The organism is Alkalimonas amylolytica, assembly GCF_900107845.1.
GTDB classification, from domain to species: Bacteria; Pseudomonadota; Gammaproteobacteria; order Enterobacterales; family Alteromonadaceae; genus Alkalimonas; species Alkalimonas amylolytica.
Genome location: NZ_FNRM01000017.1, coordinates 1 through 23931 on the forward strand (window position 1 = coordinate 1; position 23931 = coordinate 23931).

The 23931-nt window shown below is 48.2% G+C and carries 10 protein-coding genes and 1 pseudogene; 3 read left to right on the top strand and 8 right to left on the bottom strand.

Annotation, left to right across the window (positions count from 1 at the left end; all coding sequences use genetic code 11):
* From BLW37_RS18220 to BLW37_RS18245, 6 genes are all read right to left on the bottom strand, one after another.
* The coding region (locus BLW37_RS18220; RefSeq protein ID WP_139243757.1) for a non-ribosomal peptide synthetase at positions 1–4896 on the bottom strand (4896 nt) is incomplete at its 3' end.
* Positions 4893–8183 carry a type I polyketide synthase gene (locus BLW37_RS18225; RefSeq protein ID WP_091345477.1) on the bottom strand — a complete coding sequence of 1097 codons (3291 nt, stop codon included), beginning with the start codon at positions 8181–8183 and terminating at the stop codon, positions 4893–4895. The genes BLW37_RS18220 and BLW37_RS18225, both read right to left, overlap by 4 nt.
* 17 nt (positions 8184–8200) lie before the next feature.
* Positions 8201–13654 (bottom strand): type I polyketide synthase, encoded by a 5454-nt coding sequence (locus BLW37_RS18230; protein WP_091345479.1) that lies wholly within the window; start codon positions 13652–13654, stop codon positions 8201–8203.
* Positions 13644–16820, bottom strand: coding sequence for a non-ribosomal peptide synthetase (locus BLW37_RS18235; protein ID WP_091345481.1), 3177 nt, complete (start codon positions 16818–16820; stop codon positions 13644–13646). Before BLW37_RS18235 ends, BLW37_RS18230 begins: the two co-directional genes overlap by 11 nt.
* Positions 16817–18523, bottom strand: coding sequence for a cyclic peptide export ABC transporter (locus BLW37_RS18240; protein WP_091345483.1), 1707 nt, complete (start codon positions 18521–18523; stop codon positions 16817–16819). Before BLW37_RS18240 ends, BLW37_RS18235 begins: the two co-directional genes overlap by 4 nt.
* The gene (locus tag BLW37_RS18245) at positions 18520–20901 is read right to left on the bottom strand and encodes a penicillin acylase family protein (protein WP_171907678.1); all 2382 of its coding nucleotides are present in this window, start codon (positions 20899–20901) and stop codon (positions 18520–18522) included. The genes BLW37_RS18240 and BLW37_RS18245 overlap by 4 nt, the downstream gene beginning before the upstream one ends.
* 325 nt (positions 20902–21226) lie before the next feature.
* Here BLW37_RS18245 and BLW37_RS19040 point away from each other — a divergent pair, with 325 nt between their 5' ends.
* Positions 21227–21334 carry a hypothetical protein gene (locus tag BLW37_RS19040; RefSeq protein WP_425426641.1) on the top strand — a complete coding sequence of 36 codons (108 nt, stop codon included), beginning with the start codon at positions 21227–21229 and terminating at the stop codon, positions 21332–21334.
* A gap of 154 nt (positions 21335–21488) precedes the next feature.
* Here the strand turns inward: BLW37_RS19040 and BLW37_RS18250 are convergent, their stop codons facing one another.
* Both BLW37_RS18250 and BLW37_RS18255 read right to left on the bottom strand, forming a co-directional pair.
* The gene (locus BLW37_RS18250; protein WP_171907679.1) at positions 21489–22265 is read right to left on the bottom strand and encodes a thioesterase II family protein; all 777 of its coding nucleotides are present in this window, start codon (positions 22263–22265) and stop codon (positions 21489–21491) included.
* An 11-nt stretch (positions 22266–22276) separates the two neighbouring features.
* A complete protein-coding gene (locus BLW37_RS18255; protein ID WP_245785786.1) occupies positions 22277–23053 on the bottom strand; it encodes a 4'-phosphopantetheinyl transferase family protein in 777 nt (258 codons plus the stop codon).
* A gap of 272 nt (positions 23054–23325) precedes the next feature.
* Here BLW37_RS18255 and BLW37_RS18980 point away from each other — a divergent pair, with 272 nt between their 5' ends.
* Positions 23326–23448: a hypothetical protein gene (locus BLW37_RS18980; protein WP_281248662.1), complete on the top strand. Its 123-nt coding sequence runs from the start codon at positions 23326–23328 to the stop codon at positions 23446–23448.
* A 136-nt stretch (positions 23449–23584) separates the two neighbouring features.
* Positions 23585–23931: pseudogene (locus BLW37_RS18260) on the top strand (RND transporter); the annotation flags it as partial.

Consider the following 23931-nt stretch of genomic DNA (forward strand, 5'->3'; position numbering starts at 1 on the left):
TGCAATCGCTGCAGGATACTGCCGGGCCATGGCTTCAAACGGCTCATGCAGCAACGAAGCTACCGGGTGCTCTGTTGCTGTGTTGTTCCAGTGGTCGAATAGTTCTCGCTCTTCAACTGGCAATGCGGAAAGTAGCAGGATCTCTTGAGATCTGAGCTCTTCCTGTTGGGAAATATTTAAGTGAGTGTCCAGTGCAAATTGAACAATCGCTTTGACCCGTTGCGCCGCAACTCCTAATGTCTGCACATTGAGCATAAACGGATAACTTGCACCTGAATCATCAATTGTCAGCGCAAAAGGGTAATTAGACTGATCTGCAGGTAAAATCAGAGACAATCCGTGAGCAGAAAGCTTTTCCGTCACTATTTCGGTATGACGATAATTGAGTAACGCACTAAACAAAGGCGCGTTAAATGGTACAGCGCTACATGCTCGTGCCTCAGTCAGAGCAACTTGCTCAAAAGGAAGTAACTGACGCAACTGCTGCTCAGCCTGCAAAAGCAACTGCTGCATAGACTGTTTGGCCAGCCGAAAACGGATAGGTAAAGTATTTATCATCAGACCAGCCATACGATCAATACCAGCAGAACCGTGCATTCGGCCAGACATTACCGTACCGAATACAACGTCATCTTTGTCACTCGTTTGCCCCACAACTAACGCCCATATGGCATGAAACCATACAGCAGGGCTTACACTCATATTTCGACACAATTGCCGGATCTGGCTGGATTGGGTCATGGTAAGCGACCACGCCTCTATATCTGGTTTATGGCTGTTTTCGAGCACTTCCCTAAGATCAAAGGGTAAAGCCGGAACAGAAAAATCTTCTAGCTCATTGCGGAAATACTGCTGTGGATCAAGTTGTTGACGACAAAACTGCATCCAACTGATTTGATCACGATATTGTGCTGCGGGTGGTAATGGCTGCTGCTCAAGCAAAGCCAGTAGCTCTTGGCCAATAATCTCAACACCAACGTGATCCGAAATAATATGGTGCCACAATACCAGCACATAAACGCTTTCTTCTCCATCAAGGTGGCCAACCAAAATGCGAACTAACGGAGCTCGATCAAGCGGCAGTCTAACCGGGGCTTTGGCAATCAATTGCTGCTGATAAGCATGATCAGAATCTGCTGCCTGCAATACACAATGCTCAACAGGGAGCTCATGCTGCAGGCAAACCACCTGGACAGGTTGTTCAAGGCCCTTATGCAAAATTAGAGTTCTTAGAACATCATGTCGCTGAAACAACGATGGCAACAACGATAGCAGTCGCTCAGTTTGCACAGTTCCACAAACTTTTAGCACCGGATGTTGCAAATAACCATCAGCCGTATTTTCATCCAATAAATGATGAAATAAAAAGCCCTGCTGTAATGCAGTTAACGGATAGATATCCTGAATGTTAGTAACGCCACCTGGTACTGATGCTACGACATTGGCTAGCTCGGCCTCAGTCAGCGTTAACAGTGGAAACATATCTGGAGTAAGCACTTGTGTGCCAACAGGAATAGCTGGTCCTGGAATCACGGAAAACTTTTGTGTTTGCTGCTCTACAGTTCTGGCCAATTCAGCAAGGGTTGCGCTAGCAAACACTTGAGCAGCATCCAGCTTCAGTTGTCGCTCCTGTGCTTTTGCAACCAGATTCATCACCAACAGCGAATGTCCGCCCAGAGCAAAAAAATTATCGCTGGTACTAACAGGCCCGGATTGCAGGACTTCCTGCCACAACCTGGCTAATACTTGTTCAGTGGCACTTTGCGGCTCAATAAATGCGTCTTGCCGCTCAGGCATTTTTGCTGCAGGTAGTGCCTTACGATCAATTTTTCCATTGGCATTTAAAACAAATGCATCCACCGCAACCAGGACGGCAGGTACCATATAGGCAGGTAGTAACCGTGCCAACTGCTGTTGTAACTGAAAAGCATCACGTTCTGTTTCTGCACGGTAATAAGCAACCAACTGCAAATCCCCCCGCGCATCCGCTAACGCCAATGCCAGACACTCCGACACTCCGCATTGCCTTAAGGCTGCCTCCACATCTCCTAGCTCTATCCGAAAGCCACGGATCTTTATCTGAAAATCATTACGCCCTATATACTCCAGTACACCATCGTACCGGCGACGCACCAAATCGCCCGTCTGATACATCTGAGCAGCCTGCTCTGTGGAAAATGGGTCTTGTACGAATCGTTCTGCAGTCAGGCCTGCTTGTCCCAGATAACCAGAAGACAAACAAGCTCCGCCCAGATACAGCTCTCCTACAACGCCAGCAGGCACTAGCTGACGCTGGGCATCCAGTACATAGCAACGGATATTCGCTAACGGTAAGCCAATCGGCGGTAATACCGGCCACTGCTGTGGAGGGCCGCTCAGCTTCCAACTTGTCACCACGTGAGTTTCTGATGGCCCATAGTGATTCAGTAGCTGCAATTGCGGCTGCCGCTCTGCCCAACTCCGGAGCGCCTCCGTTATTTTCATCTGCTCGGCCGAGACCGTAATACACTGCAATGACGGCAACGTCTGCTGTTGCTGTTGCAAATGCTCAGCCAGCATTGCCAGCATCGCATATGGCAAATTCAGTGTACTGAGTTGATGTTGCTCCACAAGCTGAGCCAGGTAAGCAGGATCGTATTGCCGGGCACCATCCATCAATACCAGTTGACCACCACCGCTGAGCGTCAAAAAAATATCTGTGAAGCTCATATCAAAACCAACAGATGCATAATGCAACGACCTGTTGGGCCCCTGCAGCACACAGGTATCCTGTTGCAAGCTGTAAAGGTGATTTACGAGTGCTCGGTGTGGCATCTGGATGGCTTTGGGTTGTCCCGTCGAACCTGAGGTATGCAGCAAGTACACTGGGAACTCTGGCCGCCAATCACTTACCTCCGGTGGCTGCTCCTTCATCGCCAGAGGAATATCTAACAACAAACGCAAAGCACTAGCACTAGCACTAGCACTAGCACTAAAGCGACCAGCATTTTGCTGATCCGTCAGCACCAATAACTCCGGATATTGTCGGACGATCTGATGTAAGCGCTCGTCTGGTAAGCTAGGATCCAACGGCATATAACAGCAGCCGGCCTTTAAGATCGCCAACATAGTACTGATCTGCCCGATGCCTCGGGGCAGACAAAATGCGACCAGTTGACCACTCTGGCATTGATACTCATCACGTAACAAATGCGCCAGACCGTTGGCACGCTGCTCCAATTGTTGATAGCTGTACTTGTTTTCATCATCAAGCAATGCTGTTTGTGTTGGTTGCAGCCGAGCTTGCGCTTCGAACATGTGTTGCACGGGTTGAACGGGAGCTGGCAACTGAGGCCCGATAGATTGTCGCAGCAATTGCTGTTGCTCTTCTTCACTGACCAATGCCAGCAAGCTAACTTGCTGCTCAGGCAGCAGCAGCACTGACTGCAGCAGCTGTAAATAACTTTGCTGCAACATCACGATCGTGTGGTTGTTAAACAAGCTGCTGGCATAGTTCCAGCAAAGCTCCAACCCTTCTTCCTGTTCAGTGGCATACAGCTCCAAATCAAAGCGGGTCACACCACCATCAAAAACTATAGGTCTGATACTGGCCGCCGGTACGTTCAGTTCCGCAGTTTTGTTGTTCTGCATAATAAACAGGATCTGAAACAACGGCGCTATACCTGGTAAGCGCTCAGGCTGCAACTGCTCTACCAACACATCAAATGGCATCTGCTGATGTCGGAAGTCTTCCAGTAAAGCATCTTTGTTTTGTTGCAATAACGAAATAAACGTTTGATCAGGTTGCCATTGAAGTCGTGTCACCAGCGTATTAACGAAAAAACCAATTAATGGTTCCAGTTCTGGCTGATTGCGGTTTGCCACCGGCACGCCAATCACGACATCTGTTTGTGCACTGAGCCGTCCTATCAGCAATCCCAGCACCGTATGTAATAACATAAACAGGGTAACCCCCTGCTGTGCAGCTAAGTGTTGCAACGACTGATAAAGCGGTTGTGGCAGATGTTGCAGCATTTGACTGCCCTGGAAGTTTTGCTCTGCTGGCCTGACCGCATCCAGAGGTAGCTGATGTACTGCTGGTAAATCCTGTAACCGCTGCTGCCAGTAAGGCAACAACGGTCGCCATTGCTGCTCTCCTCCCGCCGAGCGTTGCCAGCAGGCAAAATCTACATACTGGATCCGCAACTCTGGTAACTCCATAACCTGTTGCCCGAGCGCCTGCCGATAAAAATGACTGAACTCCTGTGCCAGCACAGCGCCAGACCAACCATCTGAGGCAATATGATGCACCACCAGCATCACCAAAGACTGATTTGCCGACTGTTGTACCTGTACGACCCGCAGTAATACATCTTGATCCAGCTTAAATCTGTGCTGAATACGGCTACGCAGAAGGGCTGTCAATGCAGTGTCGTCCAATTCCTGTCCATCCAATACTTCCAGCAATACCTGGTTTTTCACCTGCTCAACCGGATAAATCCACTGCTGGCCTTGTCCCTGGATCAATGCATAACCAGTTCTAAGGCTTTCATGACGCTCTACAATGCTGTCAAAAGCCTGTGCTAATGCCGCCGGCTGCAGCAAACCTGAAACAGCAAAAGTGAAATAGCTGTTGTACTGGCTTTCTTGGCCAGCCATTTGTTCAGCCAACCATAACCGATTCTGAGCATAAGATAATGGCCAGTGGGTCTGTCGAGGGCGAGATGGGATTTCTACTGAATTAACCTGCTGCAAGCTACGCAAAAAATTCTTCAGTTCGTCTTTATGAGCAATCAATAGACTACGCAACTCGGCCGGGATCCCTTGTTGCGGCAACTCACAAATCAGCTTGTCACTCTCCAGTTTTAACCTGACCTGATGCTCACGCAATCTTTTCAGTAACTGCTCGGTTTTCATAACTCCAGAACCTCAGCGGATCCAGTTTCAGATTGTTGTAATAACCAGATTCGGTTTTCCAGTAACTCTGCCAACTCGGCAATCGTAGGCGTTTCCAACAGCTCCCGAAGCGGTACTTCAAAATCAAACTGTTTACGCATTCGGGTCACCAATGCTGCAGCCATCAAACTATGGCCACCGACTTCAAAGAAATTGTCGTGAATACCGACCGGGCTATAACCCAGCACCTCTTGCCAATGCTGTACCAATAATTGCTGTAGTTCACCGCTTGGTGCTACATAAGGCGGTGCACCATGTGGCCGACTGTGGCTGGTTGCCGTGGCCAAAGAAGCCGTTGAGGTAGAGGCTTGTCCGCTAATAGCTAAAGATTGAAACTTTAGTTCAATACCTGGATTTTTGACCTGGCCGTAGGGAGCTAACATCTCACTTAATTCAGCTCTGAAGTTTTGCTCTAACTGACTGATTTTTTGCCACAGCTCAGCAGGAATGGTCATGCCAGACTCGTCGCCATTCAGTTCTAGTCGGATCATCGCTTGCGAAATGGGTGTGGTCAGTTGACTACTATCGGTATCAGCATTAAGGATCAGATCTGGCCGGAAAGTTCTGGCTCCGGCCGGTGCCTGTTCAATCCAATACCTTTTGCCTTCGAACGGATAAGTCGGTAAACAGATGCGATGCCGGCGCTGTGCCGAATAAAGTGCAGCAAACTCTGGAGTCTGCCCAGCTCCCCATAACGTTGCCAACAAGTGCTGGATTTGGTCCAGCTCAGCATTGGCCTGGCGGGGGTGAGGTAAACAAATACCACAGATTGCCTGTCCTGCTGACTGACTCCTGAGTAAGGTACTCAGAGTTTGCCCCGGCCCAACTTCGATAAACACCTGCTCCGGATTATCCGCCAGTAATGTACTAATACCATCAGCAAAACGTACAGTATGCCGCAGATGCTCGGTCCAGTATTCAGCAGTAGTCACCTCACTGCCAGCCCATTGCCCGCTCCGATTGGAAATAAATGGCAGCTTCGGTGTTTGCAACTGCAATCCGCCCAAAAAAGCACTGAACTCAGCCAATGCCGGCTCCATCATGCCACTGTGGAAAGCATGTGAGGTATGTAATTCAGTAGCACTGACTTGTGCTTCATCCAGTTGTTGCTGTAGTTGCTTTATGGCAGCAGGACTACCGCCCAACACCTGAGACTCAGGGCCATTCTGTACACAATGCCAGATCTCATCACCAAGGAATGGCTGAATATCAGCCACACTGAGCGGCACGGACAGCATTAAACCCGGCTGCATTTGCTGCATCAGTTGACCACGTTTCACCACCAGCGCCAACGCATCTGCCAGACTGAACACTCCGGCCACACAGGCTGCAACATATTCACCAATGCTGTGCCCAATCATTCTATCAGGTTTAATCTGCCAGCTAGCCAGCAACTGCACTAATGCATAACTGGTAATAAACAAAGCTGGTTGGGCATAACGGGTTTGCCGCAGCAAGGTTTCAGCCTGCTGCTCCTGTCCCTCTGCCGGATAAAGCATCTGCAATAAATCGTCTTCCAGCAGGGGTTGCACTAAGCTGATACAACGATCAACTTCACTACGAAATAGTGCTTCTGTCTGATACAGCGCTCGCCCCATTCGGATATACTGACTTCCTTGCCCAGGAAACATAAAACACAATTCACGCTGGCTGGTTTTTTGCACTGTGTGCAGGGTAAAGCGATGTTCATCACCAGCCAGCTTCTGTTCCAACTCCTGCACTGAGCTGGCCACAGCAGCAAATTTGTATTCAAAATGGCGCCGACCTAACTGCAGGGTATAAGCTAAATCCGCTAAATTTACTGAAGGTTGTTGTTGCAAAAACTGGTGCAGATTTTGTTTCATCGTCTCCAGTGCGGTGGCAGTTTTGGCAGACAACAGGATCAGCTGATGGCTGCGTCCAGCATCAGAAGGGGGGATCTGTGGTGCTTCTTCCACAATTAGATGGGCATTGGTACCACCAATACCAAATGAACTGATACCGGCGCGTAATACATCGCCACCAACAGGCAACCAGGGTTGGCACTGATCCACAACATAAAACGGACTGTTGGCAAAATCGATTTTCGGATTTGGGCTGTCAAAATTCAAACTGGCAGGCAAAGTACGGTGTTGCATTGCCAATACTGTTTTAATCATACTGGCAACCCCACCGGCAGACACCAGATGACCAATATTCGTTTTGACAGAGCCGATGCCACAGTATTCATTTTTTTCGGTATAACGGCGATAGGCGCGGGTCAGGCCAGAAATCTCAATAGGATCGCCAAGATTGGTCCCTGTACCATGAGCTTCGACATAGCTAATGGTCGCTGCATCAACCCCTGCCACTTCCAGCGCTTCGGTAATGCAACGGGCCTGCCCTTCCGGGCTGGGCGCGGTGTAACTGGCTTTATCGCCACCATCGTTATTGATCGCAGAGCCTTTCAACACACCTAAAATTTGATCACCATCCTGCAATGCATCTTCCATTCGCTTCAATGCAACTAGGGCAATGCCATTACCCGCCACAGTGCCCGCCGCTTTGGCATCAAAAGCCCGGCAATGGCCATCAAAAGAGCCAATGCCCCCTTCCTGGTAAAACAGCGCATCTTCGCGAGAGTTTGAAATGGTAACCCCACCAGCCACCGCAATATCACACTGATAGGCCAGCAAGGCTTCGCGGGCATAATGCACAGCAACCGCAGAGGATGAGCACAAGGTATTGACGTTGATGCTGGGGCCTGTCAGCCCCAGCTTGTAACTGGCACGGGTCGATACAAAATCCTGACCTGTCGCCAGTGACACTTTAAAAGTGCCCACATCGCGCACATAATCCTGATGAGATAACAGGTTTCGCGATAGGTAAGAACTGGCACCTGCACCGCTGTAAACACCTATAACCTGCCCCTGCTCACCACCACCGTAACCAGCACGCTCCAATAACTCCCAAATCACTTCCAGGAAAATACGATGTTGGGGATCCAACAATTCAGCTTCACGTGGTGAAAAGCCAAAAAATTCGGCATCAAAGAGTTCAACGCCTTCCAGCACCCCTTCGGCTCCCACAAAGTTCGGATTCTCCAGAAATGCGGGATCCACTCCGGATGCCAGTAATTCTTGTTGACTAAAAAACCGAACTGATTCCACACCTTGGTGCAAGTTCTGCCAGAACTGTTCAACACTGTCGGCTCCTGGAAACCGGCCAGCCATGGAAATAACCGCAATCTCGTCCTGATATTGTTCTGTTAATTCTGGAATATGTTGCATGTGATTTTCCTTGATCTTTATGTCAATTGACGCCGACGTGCTGCGGCTGCTTTTTTCTTATCAATTCTGGCACTAACAGCGGATAAAGCCTTGTCTTGTGTCGGGCTGTGATCTTTATCCATAAATTCCGCCAAACGCTGAATGGTGGGATAGTTATACAATTCAACAACGGGCAACTTAGTACTAAACATCTGTTGGATTTTCTTGTGGGCTTGCATCAGCAATAGCGAGTCACCGCCCAAGGCAAAAAAATCGTCCTGGATACCAACCTTTTCCAATCCTAATAACTGTTGCCATAATTCAGCCAGTTGTTGTTGTGCCGGCGTTCTGGCCGGGACATAGGCACTATCCAGTTCAGGTCTAGGACGCTGTGGACCTTGCTCCGCCACTACATCGCCAAACAAGCCAGTTTCACCGTCTGCGGCTTTGGCATAACGACTACTGAAGTCACTGACTGCATACAGACTCAGCGCTGCTGGCTGGCGTAAAACGTTTTCAAGTACCTGCATTGCAGTGTTATTGTCGATGCCCTGTAGCATTTTTTGATGGCGATAGACATACGAGGGTAAAGGCAACGCTGCTGCTGATGCTTGCATCTGTAACGCAGCTTCGATACGACGCATCGTGAAACCCCGAGCCTGAGCCAGCAGTTGTCCTTGCTCGTCAAAAAGCTCCAGTTCAAAGCTGAGCACGCCATCGGCATGCTTGCCAGGTGTCAACCGGACATAACTGTAAAAGCGTGCAGGTAAAGGTTGGTATTGATTCAGGCTGTGATAACTAATCGGGATGTAAACCCCACCGTCAATAAAGGCGCGCAGAAAAGATACGGCGCAATCCAGCAGCGCCGGGTGTAAGGTTAAATCGTTGACATCTGCTGCTACAGCAGCGGGCAGCACCAACCGGGCCAGACCTTCCGACTGTCCTATCCAGACACTATCGAAACAATCCCAGCGCGGACCATATTTCATCAGCTCATCCTGCTCGCTGGCCGACATTTGCACCGACATAGCCTGAGCACCCAAATCAGCTGCACCGTTGATCTCAGTTAATACCCGCTGATCCAGTCGCCGCTGTATAGGTCCGACTTCTAAACCACTGAAAGACTCCGGCGGCATCGGCTGTGACAACAGACCGCGGGCATGGAGTTGATATTGCTGCAACTCTGGCTGAAAACTCGCGACTTCAAACTGCCAGTTGCCATTCACTTGCTCCAGACTGGTATACAGATCAGCAGTTTGCCCAGATGGTAGCGCTAACCCGGATAAGAAATACACTTCATCAAACTTCACTGCCAGCTGGCCAGTTTGTTGTTGCCAGGCTGCAGCTGCTAACTGCAGATAAGTTGTCCCAGGAACTGTCGGCACTCCCATCACCCAATGTTCCGCCAGTGGCCAGTCCAGATCTGCATTAAATGTTGTGCGATAAACGCATTGCTCATCCTGCTGGAGGATTAAATCGCCCAGCAGCGGATGCACCCTAGTTTTGAGTCGCTGCAGCTTACCATTGAGCGCATCCACCGCCATACCAGCATCTCGCCAGGCATCCCAGCGAATACTACGTACCTGATGGATCCCCTTACTGTGTGCCATCTGCGCCACTGCATCAAGTGCGGCATTAGCAGCACAATAATCCAATTGCCCCATACCACCCAGTACTGCAGTAACAGAAGAAAACAACACTAGGAAATCCAGATTTTGCTGCTGACATAATTCAACCAATGCATTGGCGCAGGCAATTTTGGTCTCAATCACTGCTTTTGCTCGATCCAATTCATGCCGTAACAGCATTTGCTCACCCGGCACACCGGCCAGATGGAACACACCATTTAATGTTCCGAAAGTACTCAGTGCACTATCCAGCAACAGCTGCACAGCTGCGGGTTGTCGTAGATCGGCTGCTACGGCAATCACTTCAGAGCCCAAAGCTCTTAACTCAGCTAATAACGGATGATCTGCATGAGCTTGCCGGCTGCACAAAATCAACCTGGCTTGATATTGACTGGCTAAATAACGTGCCAATACCGCCCCGGCACCTCCTAAACCACCAGTCAGTAGATACACTCCTCCTGACCTCAAGACAGTTTCCGGCTGAACACTGGCAACACCGCTTAGCTGAAAGTCAGGCTGCCATAACCAATTACCACGTAAAGCTGACTGCAATGGCAGCACGACATTGCCGCTGGCGTTATCTGTGGTAATAAACGTAGCACTACTCAGCAATTGTACGATGTGGGCACTTTGCTGCGGCAACTGGCCTTCACGAATATCCAGTTGGTGACAAGACCAATTTGGAAATTCTTGTGAAATGACCCGTAACGGCCCGTACACCAACGCAGCATCCGGGTTTACGGGCTCATCGCCACTGACCCGACACGCACCTTCCGTCAACGCAAGACATGCCACCGGCTCAGTCGCTAGTTGAGCCATACTCTTGGCTAACAGAAATAATGCGGCAAAAGGCTGATAACGTTGCGCGGTAGTTCTGGCCTGCCAATTCAGCAAAATAGTCCGGGGTATCAGTTCCTGCCGGATCAGCTCCTGCAATAATTGTTGATAATGCTCGGGTTGCTCGGGATCCAGCTGATAGTAGCCAGTTGGATGACGGCCAAATTGTGAAGCAGCCACAACCTCAATCACAGACCTCCCGGATTGACGCAGTTGCTGTTCCAGCAAGTGCTCAGCTGGATCAAGTGAGCGGAACCATAGCAATGAGCCAGCATCTTCAGGTGTTGATGGCCCACTCAGATAATCAGAAAACTCACAACTATGCCAACGTTGTTGATAAAAACCTTCATGCTGGGTTTCAGCCTGAGAGGCGAACCCGCGAAATTGTGGCAAATAAATTTTCTTATCAAAGGTATAAGGAGGTAACTGACAATAATGAGCTCCAGGTGTTTGCAGCTGTTGCCATTCTAGCTCCTGCCCCAGGCTGTAGCATTGTCCCAATAATTGATAAAACCCATGGAGATCATCACCTTGACCTCGACTGCCACGCAAGCAGCTTAGGGCTTGCTGCCGTTGGAAAGCCGGATGTTTTGTCGCCAGCCCAGCCAGCGTTTTCCCTGGCCCAACTTCCACTAACACCGCATCTGGCTGCTGTAATAATAGTCCAATCCCGTCAGAAAAACGCACAGCCTGCCGTAAATGTGCCAACCAGTAATCCGGTCGGCATACCTGCTCTGCTTCTGCCCATTCCCCGGTCAGATTCGACACAAAAGGTATCTGCGGCGAATGCAAGGTCACAGTGGCTAACACTTTGGCAAACTCAGGTAGTACCGGATCCATCATTGCTGAGTGAAACGCATGTGATGTATCTAATGCGGTGTAAGCAATGCCTTGTTGTTGCAGCCAGCTCTGACAACTTTGTATCTGCTCCGTCGGGCCTGATATCACAAAATCTTCGGGGCTATTGAATGCGGCCACAGCCAGTTCTGGCCAAGGTTGTAAATCCAGTTGCTCCGCAGATGCGTGCACGGCTAGCATGCTACCCGCAGCAGTGCCTGCCATTAACTGGCTACGAGCCAGCACTAACTTAATGGCGTCCTCCAACGAAAACACTCCGGCCAGACAAGCAGCGACATATTCGCCAAGACTATGGCCTATCATGCCTTCGGGCTTCAAGCCATACGCCAGCATGGTCCGCGCCAGACAATACTCCACCACAAACAGACAGATCTGGGCCAGATCCGTTGCCCGCAGATCCTGCCTGCTGACACTTTGTGACGCCTCGCTCCACAGTAATGCAGCAACATCTGGCCCTTGCTGTTGACGGATCAGGCTACAGCACTGCTCCGCGACACTGCGAAATTCAGGTAACTGCTGATAAAGGCCAGCAGCCATTTGTGGGTATTGCGAGCCCTGTCCACTGAATAACCAATACAAGGGCCCTGTCGCCGCTTTATAAGTTGCCGTTTCCGCCAGCACTTGTCCTTGATTATTGCAAATTAACGCAGCGCGATAAGCAAAACGTTTACGTCTGTGGCTCAGACTAAAAGCCATGTCTGCCGGTACCGCAATACTGGACTTTAACTGTGCTTTCAGGCCGTCCAATTGTGCTGATAGTGCGGTGACGGAATGTGCGGATACTGGTAATAGCTGCAGCAAAGGTAACGTCTGAACAGCCCCGCCGGCGCTTGTTTTGGTGTTTGGTTTATATTGCTCCAAAATAACATGAGCATTGGTCCCGCCAATGCCAAAGGAGCTGACAGCGGCACGGCGCAGGCCTGCAGCCAGCCAATCTTGTGTGCTGGCTGCAACCTGTAGTCCATTGGCTGAAAACTGGCATTTTGGATTAGCTTCGGTGAAATTCAGGCTGGCTGGAATTTTCTGATGGTGCAAGGCTAATGTGGTTTTGATGAAACCTGCCAGCCCAGCTGCAGTGTCCAAATGGCCAATATTGCTTTTGACACTACCGATCATGCAACTACTACTGCGGTTTTTGCCATAAACACGCTGCAAAGCTTCAGTTTCAATAGGATCGCCCAATAAGGTTCCGGTGCCATGTGCTTCGATATAACCGATACTGTCGGCGCTGACACCAGCCAGTTGCAGTGCAGTTTGCAACACCTGCTGCTGACCGCGCACACCTGGTGCTGTAAAACCGACTTTATCCTGACCATCATTATTAACGGCCGAGCCTTTGATGACAGCATAGATCTGATCACCGGCCTCTATCGCATCCTGTAAGCGGCGTAATGCTACAAAAGCCACTCCATCACTGAGCACTGTGCCCTGAGCATCAGCCGAAAAAGGCCGGCAAATACCATCCGGGGCCAGAATCATCCCTTCCTGATACAGGTAACCCTGCATTTCCGGCTGCTGCAAGGCCGGATTGGTTGATAAAGATACAGCTCCCGCCAGCGCCAGGTCAGTGTCCCCGCTCAGCAAACTCTGACAAGCCTGATGCACCGCAACCAAACCAGTAGAGCAGGCCGACTGAATAGTGACCGCAGGCCCCTTTAAATCCAGCTTGTAAGCTAGCCGACTATTGAAGAAGTCACGGCTAATCAGGTTTAACACTTCGTAAGCAGCAGCGCCTCCTTCGGTCGCAACCTGACTGTATTGCGCAGTCCACAATGGATTCGCTGAGGCACCGCCAAACACCCCTACCAGACTGCCCGGAGGTACCAGACCTGCATAACCTGCATCCTCAAGTGCTTGCCAAGCTGTTTGATGGTATAACCGCAGCTGTGGATCCATCAGCACCGCTTCTCGGTCACTGTATTGAAAGAAACTGGCATCAAAGGCGAGGCTATCTGCTAACACCCCTTTGCTGCGCACATAGGCTGGGTCTTGCAATTGTGTAGTGCTAATACCGGCTGCTGCCAGTTGTTCCTCACTAAAGTGACTAATTCCACTCCGTTCTTGCAGCAACAATTGCCAGAATTCATCGATCGACGGTGCTGATGGAAACTGACCTGCCATACCAATGATGGCGATCTCCGTCCCCTGATAGGCTGGTTCAGACTGCATCTAACTGTCTCCTTGACAATAATCGCTGCTGCAGGCGTTGACGGCCATGCTGAATTTTTTCACCTTGAGCAAGCATTTCTGGCTCAGAAAAATCTTGTTCAGTTCGTAGGTGTTTAACCAAACTGTGTACAGATGGATTAGCAAACAAATCAACCACAGTGAATGGGGTAGCCAGTTGCTGACTAAGTCGCTGCGCAAGCTCAATCATGTCCTGAGAACGGGCACCGGCATCAAACAAATTCGTATGTTCGGCCAGACTGTCCAGTTGCAAATGACCACTTATCAGCTCCAGTAATCGGCGGCTCAGATCATCAGCGGTAGTCCGAGCATCAAGTTGTATTGCAGCGCCGGCTCCACCACTCTCCTGAGGCAATGGCAGGGCTTGCAAGTCGGTTTTGCCACTGGGAGTAAGCGGGAACTGTGACAAATGCACAAAAAAAGCAGGTAACATCTGCGAAGGTAAAACCTGAGCAAGGCTTTGGCGTAACTCCTGACTACTGATGGTTTTAGCGCCACAATAGTAAGCTACTAAAGCTTCTCGTCCAGAAACCAATGCGCGGACCTGTACCACAGCATCGCGGACCTCAGGCAATTGCCTCAGCGCGGCTTCAATTTCTCCAGGTTCAATCCTATAACCAAGATACTTCAGCTGTTGATCCTGGCGCCCACCGAACTGAAACTGCCCATCAGGTAAACGCCTAGCCACATCGCCGGTTTGATACCAGCGCTGACCTCGCCACTCAATAAAACGCTCGTTGGTCAATTCAAACTGATGCAAATAGCCAAGTGCCAGGCCCTCACCACTGATGTAGAGTGAACCAAACCAACCGTCCGGCAATGGACGCAATTGTTGGTCCAGAATTAGCATCCCAGTCTGCTCAATGGGATAGCCAATGCTATTGATCCGCCAATCTTCAGTGACCTGAATACAGCTGGACCAAATGGTGGTTTCCGTAGGCCCATACATATTCCACAACTGGCCAACCTTTGCTCTTAGCTCAGTGGCTAAATAACCTGGCAAAGCTTCACCGCCAGTCAATGCCACCAAATCTGGCCGTCCTTCCCAACCACTGGCTAATACCAACTTCCATGCACTGGGAGTCATCTGAGCCATGCTGATTTGTGAACTGGATAGCGCATGCAATAAGGTAGGTAAATCCTGACTTAATTGCAGCGGGAATATCCGCACTGCACCACCACAGTACAGAGGTAACAGTAACTCCAACAGCGAAATATCAAAGCTAAATGGCGTTACTGCCAATACCGTATCCTTGGGAGTAACACCAGGCCGAAGCGCCATGCTTTTCAAAAAATTAGCCAGAGCCCCTTGCGGGACCTGAACCCCTTTCGGTCGACCTGTTGAACCAGAAGTGTAGATAACATAAGCAGGCTGTTCCGCTGTAAGGTGCAATGTCGGGCAGTCTTGTTGTCGCACAGCGGCCTGTGTTAAAGCAGCATCTTCAATTACCAGTGATTTAGTACCCAGTTGCACTGACACTTCAAGCCAATCCAATCCTGTGATCAGTAAGCAAGCCTGACTGTCCTCCAGCATCAGTTGTAACCGGTTGAAGGGATATGCAGGATCAAGTGGTACAAAAGCAGCTCCTAGTTTGTGCACCGCCAACATTGCAATTAGCATCAATGGGGAACGCCCAAACAACAACGCAACTAAATCCCCCTTACAAACACCTTTATTGCGTATTTGCAAAGCTAGCGCGGAAGCCATACTATTTAACTGGCTGTAACTGTAACTCTGCTGATAGAAGTGTAAAGCCGGTTTTTCGGGTTGATGCAGCACAAAGTTTTCAAACTGACTGATCAAGCTAGGTGCAACCAGACGCTCATATCTGGGCGGTTGCCAGTCAGGCTCAATTAAAGCCAGGTCAGCCAAACAGACCTGTGGATTTACCACAACTTGCTGCATCAGGTGTACCAGCAACTGGCAACAACGTGCTGCATCATCAGCGCTAAAATACTGCAAATGATAATCCAACTGCCATTCCACCGGTTGTACTTCACCGTTATCCCAAATCGTCAAATTGAAAGGCATGGTCTGGTAAGGGTTTTCAATATATTGGTAGCTGGCGTCAGCTCCGGCAAAAAAACAGCTATTATTAAGTTTCAAATAATTCACGCCAATATCAAACAAGCCTTTCCGAGCCTGCGGGCCCAAAGCATCCACCATTTTGCCAATGGGGTACTTTTGGTGGCGGAAAACTTTTTGCTGCTGCTGTTTCACTTGCTGTAAAAATTGCAGAAAAGTTTGGGTTTCATCCAGTTGCAGCACCACCGGGCTGAGGGTGGTGTATAAAGCAATCATCTGCTTTTGCCGAGCAGACGTTCTGTTATGCGCTGGCACCCCGATGCAAAAACGCGGTTGTCCAGTAAGTCTGGCAAAACAGATAAATGTCAATGCTAACATCAAGCTGTGCGGGTTTTCAGCAAACTGAGGGGCAGCCTTCAGCCATTGCTGATACTGTTGTCGCTCGATGGGTAAGCGATGTCTTGCACTGGTAATTTGACCTGTTGCAGAAGTTTGCGAGTTACACTGCTCCAACACGGTACGACGCACATCTTGTAAATAAGTCTGCCAGAACAGTGCATCCTTAATTTGTCGCTTCGATTGTTGGTAATCCAGATCGTCGGCATAGTAATTTTTCAGTTGATCTGGCGCGCATTCAAGAGCCCCTCTGCTATATGCCTGTGCTAATGCTGTCGCCCAATTCGCAAATCCCCAACCGTCTATGATCAGGTGATGCGCCAACCCCACAAACCAGATGCGATTACCAGGCAGCAAAATTTGGTATGCCTGATACAAACGAGGACTGTCCAACTTGAAGGGTTGTGCAAATAAAGCGTTGATTTCAACTGCAGCCTGTTGCTCCGCATCAGAATGTTGCCGAAAATCAAGCGTTGTTAAATCATCCTTTTGATCAGCACTATCACAGAATGCTGGGCCAGCGGCAGTATGCAACAATTGCAATCGGAACATCTGATATGCTGCAATTACTGCACGATGGGCCATAGCCAATCTTGCAGGATCGGCTGATGCAATATTGATGTAACCACCGATGGTATATTTGGCCGTGCCAGGCCGATGCAACTGATCAAAATAAACATCCCGCTGTACTAGAGATAATGGAAACTGGCCAACAGAGGTATTCATATCAACTCCTTTTCAACAGTAGGAGCAGACCTTGTCTGAGCAAAGTCAGCTCTATGCTTCGGAATGCTTACCTTGCCAGCGTCAAACCTAACCAAATGATCAGCGCAGTGGAAATAACGATCATCATGAGTAATAACAATGACTGCTTTATTGCGTTTCTTTAAACTCGGTAAAATACTCAGGTAAAATAACTCACGAAATTCCGGATCCTGATCGGCTGCCCACTCATCAAATAAGTACAGATCCCGATCTTCCAGTAAGGCCACCATCAACGCCAATCGACGGCGCTGCCCATCAGACAATTGCAAAGTTGAAAACCTGCCGTCGTGTACCTTTACTTTATCTTTAAGCGCCAATACATCGAGTAAATAATCAATCTCCTGCAACCGCTCAGGATGCTGCCAATCGACACCATGCAACTGATTAAATAGAAAATAATCACTGAATACCGCACAAATAGACTGCCGGTAACTGTTGATATTTTGCGCAGTCAGTAATTGATCGTCGAATAAGATATCCCCGGAAGTTGGCAAATAATGCAAGGTCGCAACTTTACAAAATGTCGATTTGCCAGAACCATTACCACCCACAATAAAAGTAATTTCACCTCTTCGAATGATTAAATCAACCGGCCCTACCGAAAAGCCATTGCTGCCATACTTATAACGTACACCTTTATAGTGTATTTGCTGCCAGGGAGCGGGAGTCTGGTAATTTTCTGCATACTCTTCTTCAGTTAGCTGCGCAAACACATCATTAATTTTCTGTAATGAAATATTAGCTCTGGCAATTACTGGAAATGCATCAAGCGCCCATTTCACCGGACCTGACATATAAAGCAACACCATCACCACCGTCAACAACTCGCTGTGAGTCACTGGGTAATAATTGACAAATATGAACACCATAAACGCCATGATGAAATAACTCAGGATCATGCCGTAATTCTCTGCAAAGATGCGTATCAGCTCTCCGCGAAAAATATTTGTTCGAACCCCATCATCATTACGTAATAACTCATACTGGAAAAAGCTATCACGCCGGGCCTTGTTCAATTTCAGCTCTTTAGCGCCCGTTACCAACCCACGAAAAGACTCCTGCAAATGCCCTGTAAAGTGACGGGCATGGGTGTAATACCGAGCAGCCACAACCAAGAGTATTTGGTAGCTCAAGCCTGCTACTAACAAAAAGCCACCGATAATGAAGAATACCGGCCGGTTGATCACACAGAGATAAGTAAGCACACCGCCAATCATTACCAGACTAACTGCAATCACAGGTAGAGTTGAGGCTCCGGCCACCACAATGTTCACATCCGTGGTCAAAGTGGTGATTAGTTTGGACGGACCTGTCTGCTCCACATTAGATATGGGCGATTTACGAATGCGTTGATATAAATTTTGCCGCATTGTAGTAGCAAAACTCACCGAAATACGCTGCAACAACAGCATAGAGCAAGATTGAGCTAACATAATAGTCAGGCAAGCTAGCAAGAAGACTCCAGCTAATTTTGGGTGAGAAATCTGCAGACCGAACCAAAGAGCCTGTTCGCTTCGCCCTTCGACAACAGCGGAAAAATTATCTACAGAAATCAACAGCATGGGCAACAAGGCTGTGTATAACAATCCGGCAACAGCGCCAGTCACTAACGATAGCAACATAGCATTCGGCGCAAAACGGCTTATTTCGCTCAGGATTTTCATAAGTGAGGTCTCAAAAGAGTAAGGTGTCTCGTAGCATCAGTTGGAGGGATTAATTGACCTGCGGTGAATGCTGATAGCTGATCGGCATAGTGAGAGCTAAAAGGATGGCCAGACTGGCCGGTAGAATTTACAGCATGATAACTGAAACCATGAGCCTCACTGACAATCACCTGACGGTAACTAGCACCAAAAAACTGCTGATAACCAAGCAACGGGTCATAACGATAACCACCAACATTCACTGTATCGTAAGAACCAACACCAGGAACCTTTCTCTCGAATAAACTGCGCGAAGCATTAGACTGACTGAAAAGAAAGTTTTCATATATTCTAGGAGCGAGGTTATGCCACGCCCAATCCTTAGAATTTGAGCCCTGTAACCTAGTCAACTCGGCAGTTGCGCTCCCCAATGCCACTAAGGTTTCGGCTCGGCAACCGACAGGCTTTGGTTCACACCATAGCTCCGGTTGATCCAGTGCTGCTTTAAATTGCTGGCGGGTTGGCAAATCCTCAAAACTTCGTGGACCAACCCAACGTTGCTGTAACCTTCTATCATTTATTGTAGCAAAAGTGCTACTGAATAACGTTCTGGTTAGATGACGTAATGTTAGCTGATACAGAGCGGCGGCTGCCGGATCCGTCTGCATGTTTCCATCCCAAGAGCATAGTGAAGTGTACTTTTTTTCAACTTCAGGATCTGTACACCAACGCTTTATTAGCCTTGGAGCCACCATATCCAACTGATCCAGCTGGATTTTTCTCATACTATCCAAAGTCAACTTATTACCACTATCGATATAATGCTGTAATAATTGCTCAATGCGATTTGCTCTGGCCGGATCAAGCCAGTCGTAGCTGACGTAATACGGATAGTCCGCCGGTATATTATTCTGGTTGGCGTTGACAATATATCCGGACGCAGGATTGAACTGCTGTGGCATCTCTTCCCATGGAATCATGCCAGTCCATGCAAACTTGTGCTGGGGTGTAGGCAAAATGCCCGTTGAATTTCGCCGTATCGGAATATGCCCCGCGGCTGCGTAACCAATATTGCCCAGTTGATCGGCATACAAAAAGTTAATTGTTGGAGCAACCATCAGGCTTAATGCAGCTCGAAATGAATGCCAGTCTGATGCATAGTTCAGTTGCAATAACGCCGTCATCGTTTGATCTTCGGGTTGTAACGCAGTCCATTTCAACGCCATCGCAGAAGTGTCACCATTTTGATAACCAATTAATGGACCGTTCTCAGTTGATGTGACTGTAATCATGATGGGTCTTGCAGGTGGCCTTAAACGACCAGGAAATGCTGTCCTTACATGGATCGTTTCCTGTCGAGTCTGCAATGACTTCCAGCCTTGTGCCGTCTTATATTGGTTTTGTCTGGATGGATCGATCTGCTCAATAACATAATCGTATGCATCCGCAGAGAAATTTGTTCCATTCCAGCTAATAAACTCATTATGGCCAAAAACAATAACAGGCAGTCCTGGAACGGTCACACCTTTAGCTTTCAAGACTGGTCCATTTAACTCTGCCTGATACCAGTACGATGGGATAGGGACAGCCAAATGCGGATCACCAGCCAGTATTGGACGACCGGTATCAGTATGTTTTCCAGAAACAACCCAAGCATTACTTCCAACACCAGTAATTCCTATACCAAAATCGCGGCTGAGTTCAGCGTTGCCAAGATTTAATTGGCTTGAGATGAGTTCAATCTGCTCAGTTGGTAGTGTCTCAAGTACAACCCCTGGGTAAAGATTGGCAAATTGAGCTGGACTAAGCACTGCCGCCGCTAATTGCCGGTCAGATTCCTGCTGTATCCCAAAAGCCAGTCTCAGTGCCAGCATCTTACCAACTAACACTGAATCAACAGGCCGCCAAGGCTCAGGTTGCAAGGAGAACAGACTGAATTCTGGTGGTAATTTATCGGCTTGTTCCACCCATGCGTTTACTCCATCACTGTATGCTTGTAACACCGCTTTTGTCTCAGAAGCTAAACTGATATAGGCTTGCTCAGCCGCCAACGCCAATCCATATGTGCGCATAGAGATATCAGTAGAAACGGATGATGCACCAAGCACTTCAGCCAACCGTCCTTCACCAAGACGGCGATTAACTTCCATCTGCCAGAGTCTATCCTGCGCCTGCACAAACCCCATTGCAAAGAACAAATCCTGATCTGTTTTTGCGATTATTTTGGGCACACCATAAGCATCCCGGTGTATTTCTATTGGTTGGTCTATGAAAGGAACTGTGTATTCTGAGGAATAACTTGGCAAACTTCTTAACACGCTAAAGCCAAACCAGATCACAACAATTACAAGCGGTAAGATCACGAACAGAAACAAGCGTGAAATTAGCGGGTATCTCACAAGCATACTCAAACCTTAATATTAATCTCAACAAGGAGGTCATTAATTACGAAAAAGAAACACATGCACACAGAAAATGACATGACCAATGTAATATCTTTATCTGAATAAAATCAACTTTTTTACCATTGATAATTGCGATAAAATTGTGATAATAATCCACCAACAATGGTTAAGCGCCAACTCACTACTCGGCCGGTCCGCCAAACCTGCTAGCACACATAGTCAGTGGTAAAATGCTCTAAGGGATGCCGCTGTACCGGCAGGAAAAGCGGTTTCACCAGACGGGTGTGAACTTAGTCGCCAGACCATGAGCTGATGGCTTATTCGCTGCGCCGATAAACTGGAGCCGATGCTGCCCCTGTTGGAAGCCGAGCTACTAAAACAACCCGTGTTCAGGGTTGATGAAACCACCGTTAATGTGCGGATGTAGACAAAAGCACCTGCTACATGCGTGTACAAGTGCAATCAGGATTCATTGGCAGGTCGTTGCTGTTTCATTACCGGCAGCGACGCCTCTCCAAAGCCTAGCTGACAAAATACAGAGGCAACCTAGAGGTGGATGGATATGAGGGCTATGAGTAAACTTACGCTTTCGAATAGCCTCGCATGGGAGAAAGCAATTCATTCAGCACAAGTAACACCTGAGAGATAACTGCATCCTTCGAATCATTGATAAAAAAGTGCTCTCCTGGGAAATTAATAATAGGACTATCGAAATCAGAGAGGTCTTGCCAGCCCATTAGATGTTCTGGCTTTATCTCAAAATCCTCTTCCCCATGAAATACCACTATTGGAAATGGCATTCTGACAGCTGTTGCTTTGTAGCTATCCGCAATTTTGAAATCAGAGCGTAATAAAGGCAGTAATAAATCCATCAAGTCATCGTTATCGAGAACTTCTTGAGGGGTACCGTTTAGCTGTTTCAGTTCATTAACAAATGCTTCTCTGGGTAAGTCATGGATACAACGTCTATCAGTTAAAATATGAGGCGCCTTACTGCCAGAAGCAATGAGACACTCGGGCAGCCTCATATTGTTAGCTTTGAGTTGATAGCACAACTCATAAGCCACTCGACTTCCTAAACTATGACCAAATAGTAAGTACGGTACATCAGTTATAAACTCTGCATATTGCATTAGTTCATAAACCAAAGAGTCCATACTTGCATGAGGGGCCTCTTGCAAACGAGAGCCCCGCCCTGGAGGCTGAACAAGTACAAGCTCAACATTATCATAGAGCCTGTCCAGCCATGAGGTATAAGTATTAATGCCTCCTCCAGCAAAAGGAAAACAAAATAGCCTGATTGCAGGATGAGATTTTGGTTTAGGTATTACAAAGAGTTTTTTATTAAAAAGTTGCATTTTAAGAGCGCTCAAGTAATTATCGTAAAAACTTTAGTTGAATCTAGTTCGAAAACCCCTGAAAAATGCGTCCCCACTCGCAACGTTGGGCCTAATTCTTGAATTAGTTCAAGGGTAATCTGACAATTGACAAAGTTTATTTCTTTTATCCTTGCAGCATGAAAATCAAAGTAACAACCCACCTCGGGATATAAAGCCTTAAAAAGGCTTTCTTTAGCGGAAAAAATAAGTGTAAGTACAACAGGGTTGGGATTGGTAGCACTACCTACAAACTGGTGTTCAGAGCTTGTCAGTACGCTGCCAACAATATCCTTAGCAACTTCCACATCAAGGATATCCTCAATATCTATCCCTATTCTATTTGTCTCTTTTTTATGAGTTACAGCACAAATAGCAAAAGACTTAGAGTGACTGATCGACCCTAGAAAAGAGTCAGGCCATATTGGTGCTCGATTTTTTCCAATACCCACAGAAGTCGAACAGGCTCTTAATGCTACTAAAGCCCTTCGGGCAAGGTACCTTCCAGCCACAAATTCAGCTTTACGTTTAAGGACTGCCGAGACAAGAGATTCATGTAGGTTTTCACCCAAAAAATAGATTACATTTGAATCGGAGTAGTTCTCTTCATAAAAGTTACATTGATAACACACCCCTAAGAAGCCAGGGATCTTCCTTTCTGAAAAGCCTGTAATGAAAAGGGCGTTAAAGCAACTCAACATACTGTTGTCATTTTTACAATCTTTTAAATTCGCAAATGCCACTATAGCGTTAATTTGTTTATCATTCATCAGAAAGTAGCAATAAGTTTGGGTGCAGTCCTTTAGCACGACAAAACACCCAAAAAATATCATTCAATATTAGATGTTTACACCCGAAATGGATAGTAAAAGTCGGCCTAAGCTGGTTCTTATGCTGCATCGACAACCATCAGAGACCCGCCATGTCCACGGCACGCACCATTCGCTGACTTTGCTGTTCAATGACGAGACCGTGCGTTGGCTCAACTACACAGCCAACGCGGTGTGCAGTGATACACATAAGCACTAGCTGAAAGCACCTGGTGCAATACCTGCAGATCATCAAACAGCTGGGTGGTGAACTAACGCTGCAGAATCGTACCGATGGCCGACGCGGCTGCTGCGCCCGGATCCTGCTGGATGGATCCCGTCCGGTTTCGGAATAAAGCGTCCGGAATCGGACGGCTTACGCTCTACCCGACCAGACATGTAATCTTAATTAACCAAAATCAACAACTTAATTCTGGCTCGCTCTTTGCAGTAGTCCATGCATCCTATAGTTTACAATCGCAGAAAACGCCGATGGATGTACTGAAACCCAAAGCAACAAAGCGCTGGAAAAAGCCGGGACTGGCCCTTGCCCTGGTCGCGGTGGCCTCCCTGGCAGGCGTCTTGCTGGCCACACCACAGCATGCGCATAAAATAGACCGCTCCAGGGTGTTGCTGGCAGAGGTGCAACGTGGCGATCTGCAGGTCAGTGTCGATGCCTACGGCGTGCTGCGCTCCGACAGGCAAACCCTGCTGACCGCGCTCACCCCGGCTACCGTGCAGCAAGTGCTGCTCAGACCCGGCGCTTTGGTCACCCAAGACAGCATTATTCTGCAACTGAGTAACCCTGAGTTAATCCAGGATGTTGAAGCCGCCGCCAT

What these genes read in the sequence shown, in the direction of transcription:
- BLW37_RS18250 (WP_171907679.1), bottom strand. Translation starts at nt 22,265, where the DNA reads ATGCAACTTTTTAATAAAAAACTCTTTGTAATACCTAAACCAAAATCT.
- BLW37_RS18240 (WP_091345483.1), bottom strand. Translation starts at nt 18,523, where the DNA reads ATGAAAATCCTGAGCGAAATAAGCCGTTTTGCGCCGAATGCTATGTTG.
- BLW37_RS18255 (WP_245785786.1), bottom strand. Translation starts at nt 23,053, where the DNA reads ATGAATGATAAACAAATTAACGCTATAGTGGCATTTGCGAATTTAAAA.
- BLW37_RS18230 (WP_091345479.1), bottom strand. Translation starts at nt 13,654, where the DNA reads ATGCAGTCTGAACCAGCCTATCAGGGGACGGAGATCGCCATCATTGGT.
- BLW37_RS18225 (WP_091345477.1), bottom strand. Translation starts at nt 8,183, where the DNA reads ATGCAACATATTCCAGAATTAACAGAACAATATCAGGACGAGATTGCG.
- BLW37_RS18235 (WP_091345481.1), bottom strand. Translation starts at nt 16,820, where the DNA reads ATGAATACCTCTGTTGGCCAGTTTCCATTATCTCTAGTACAGCGGGAT.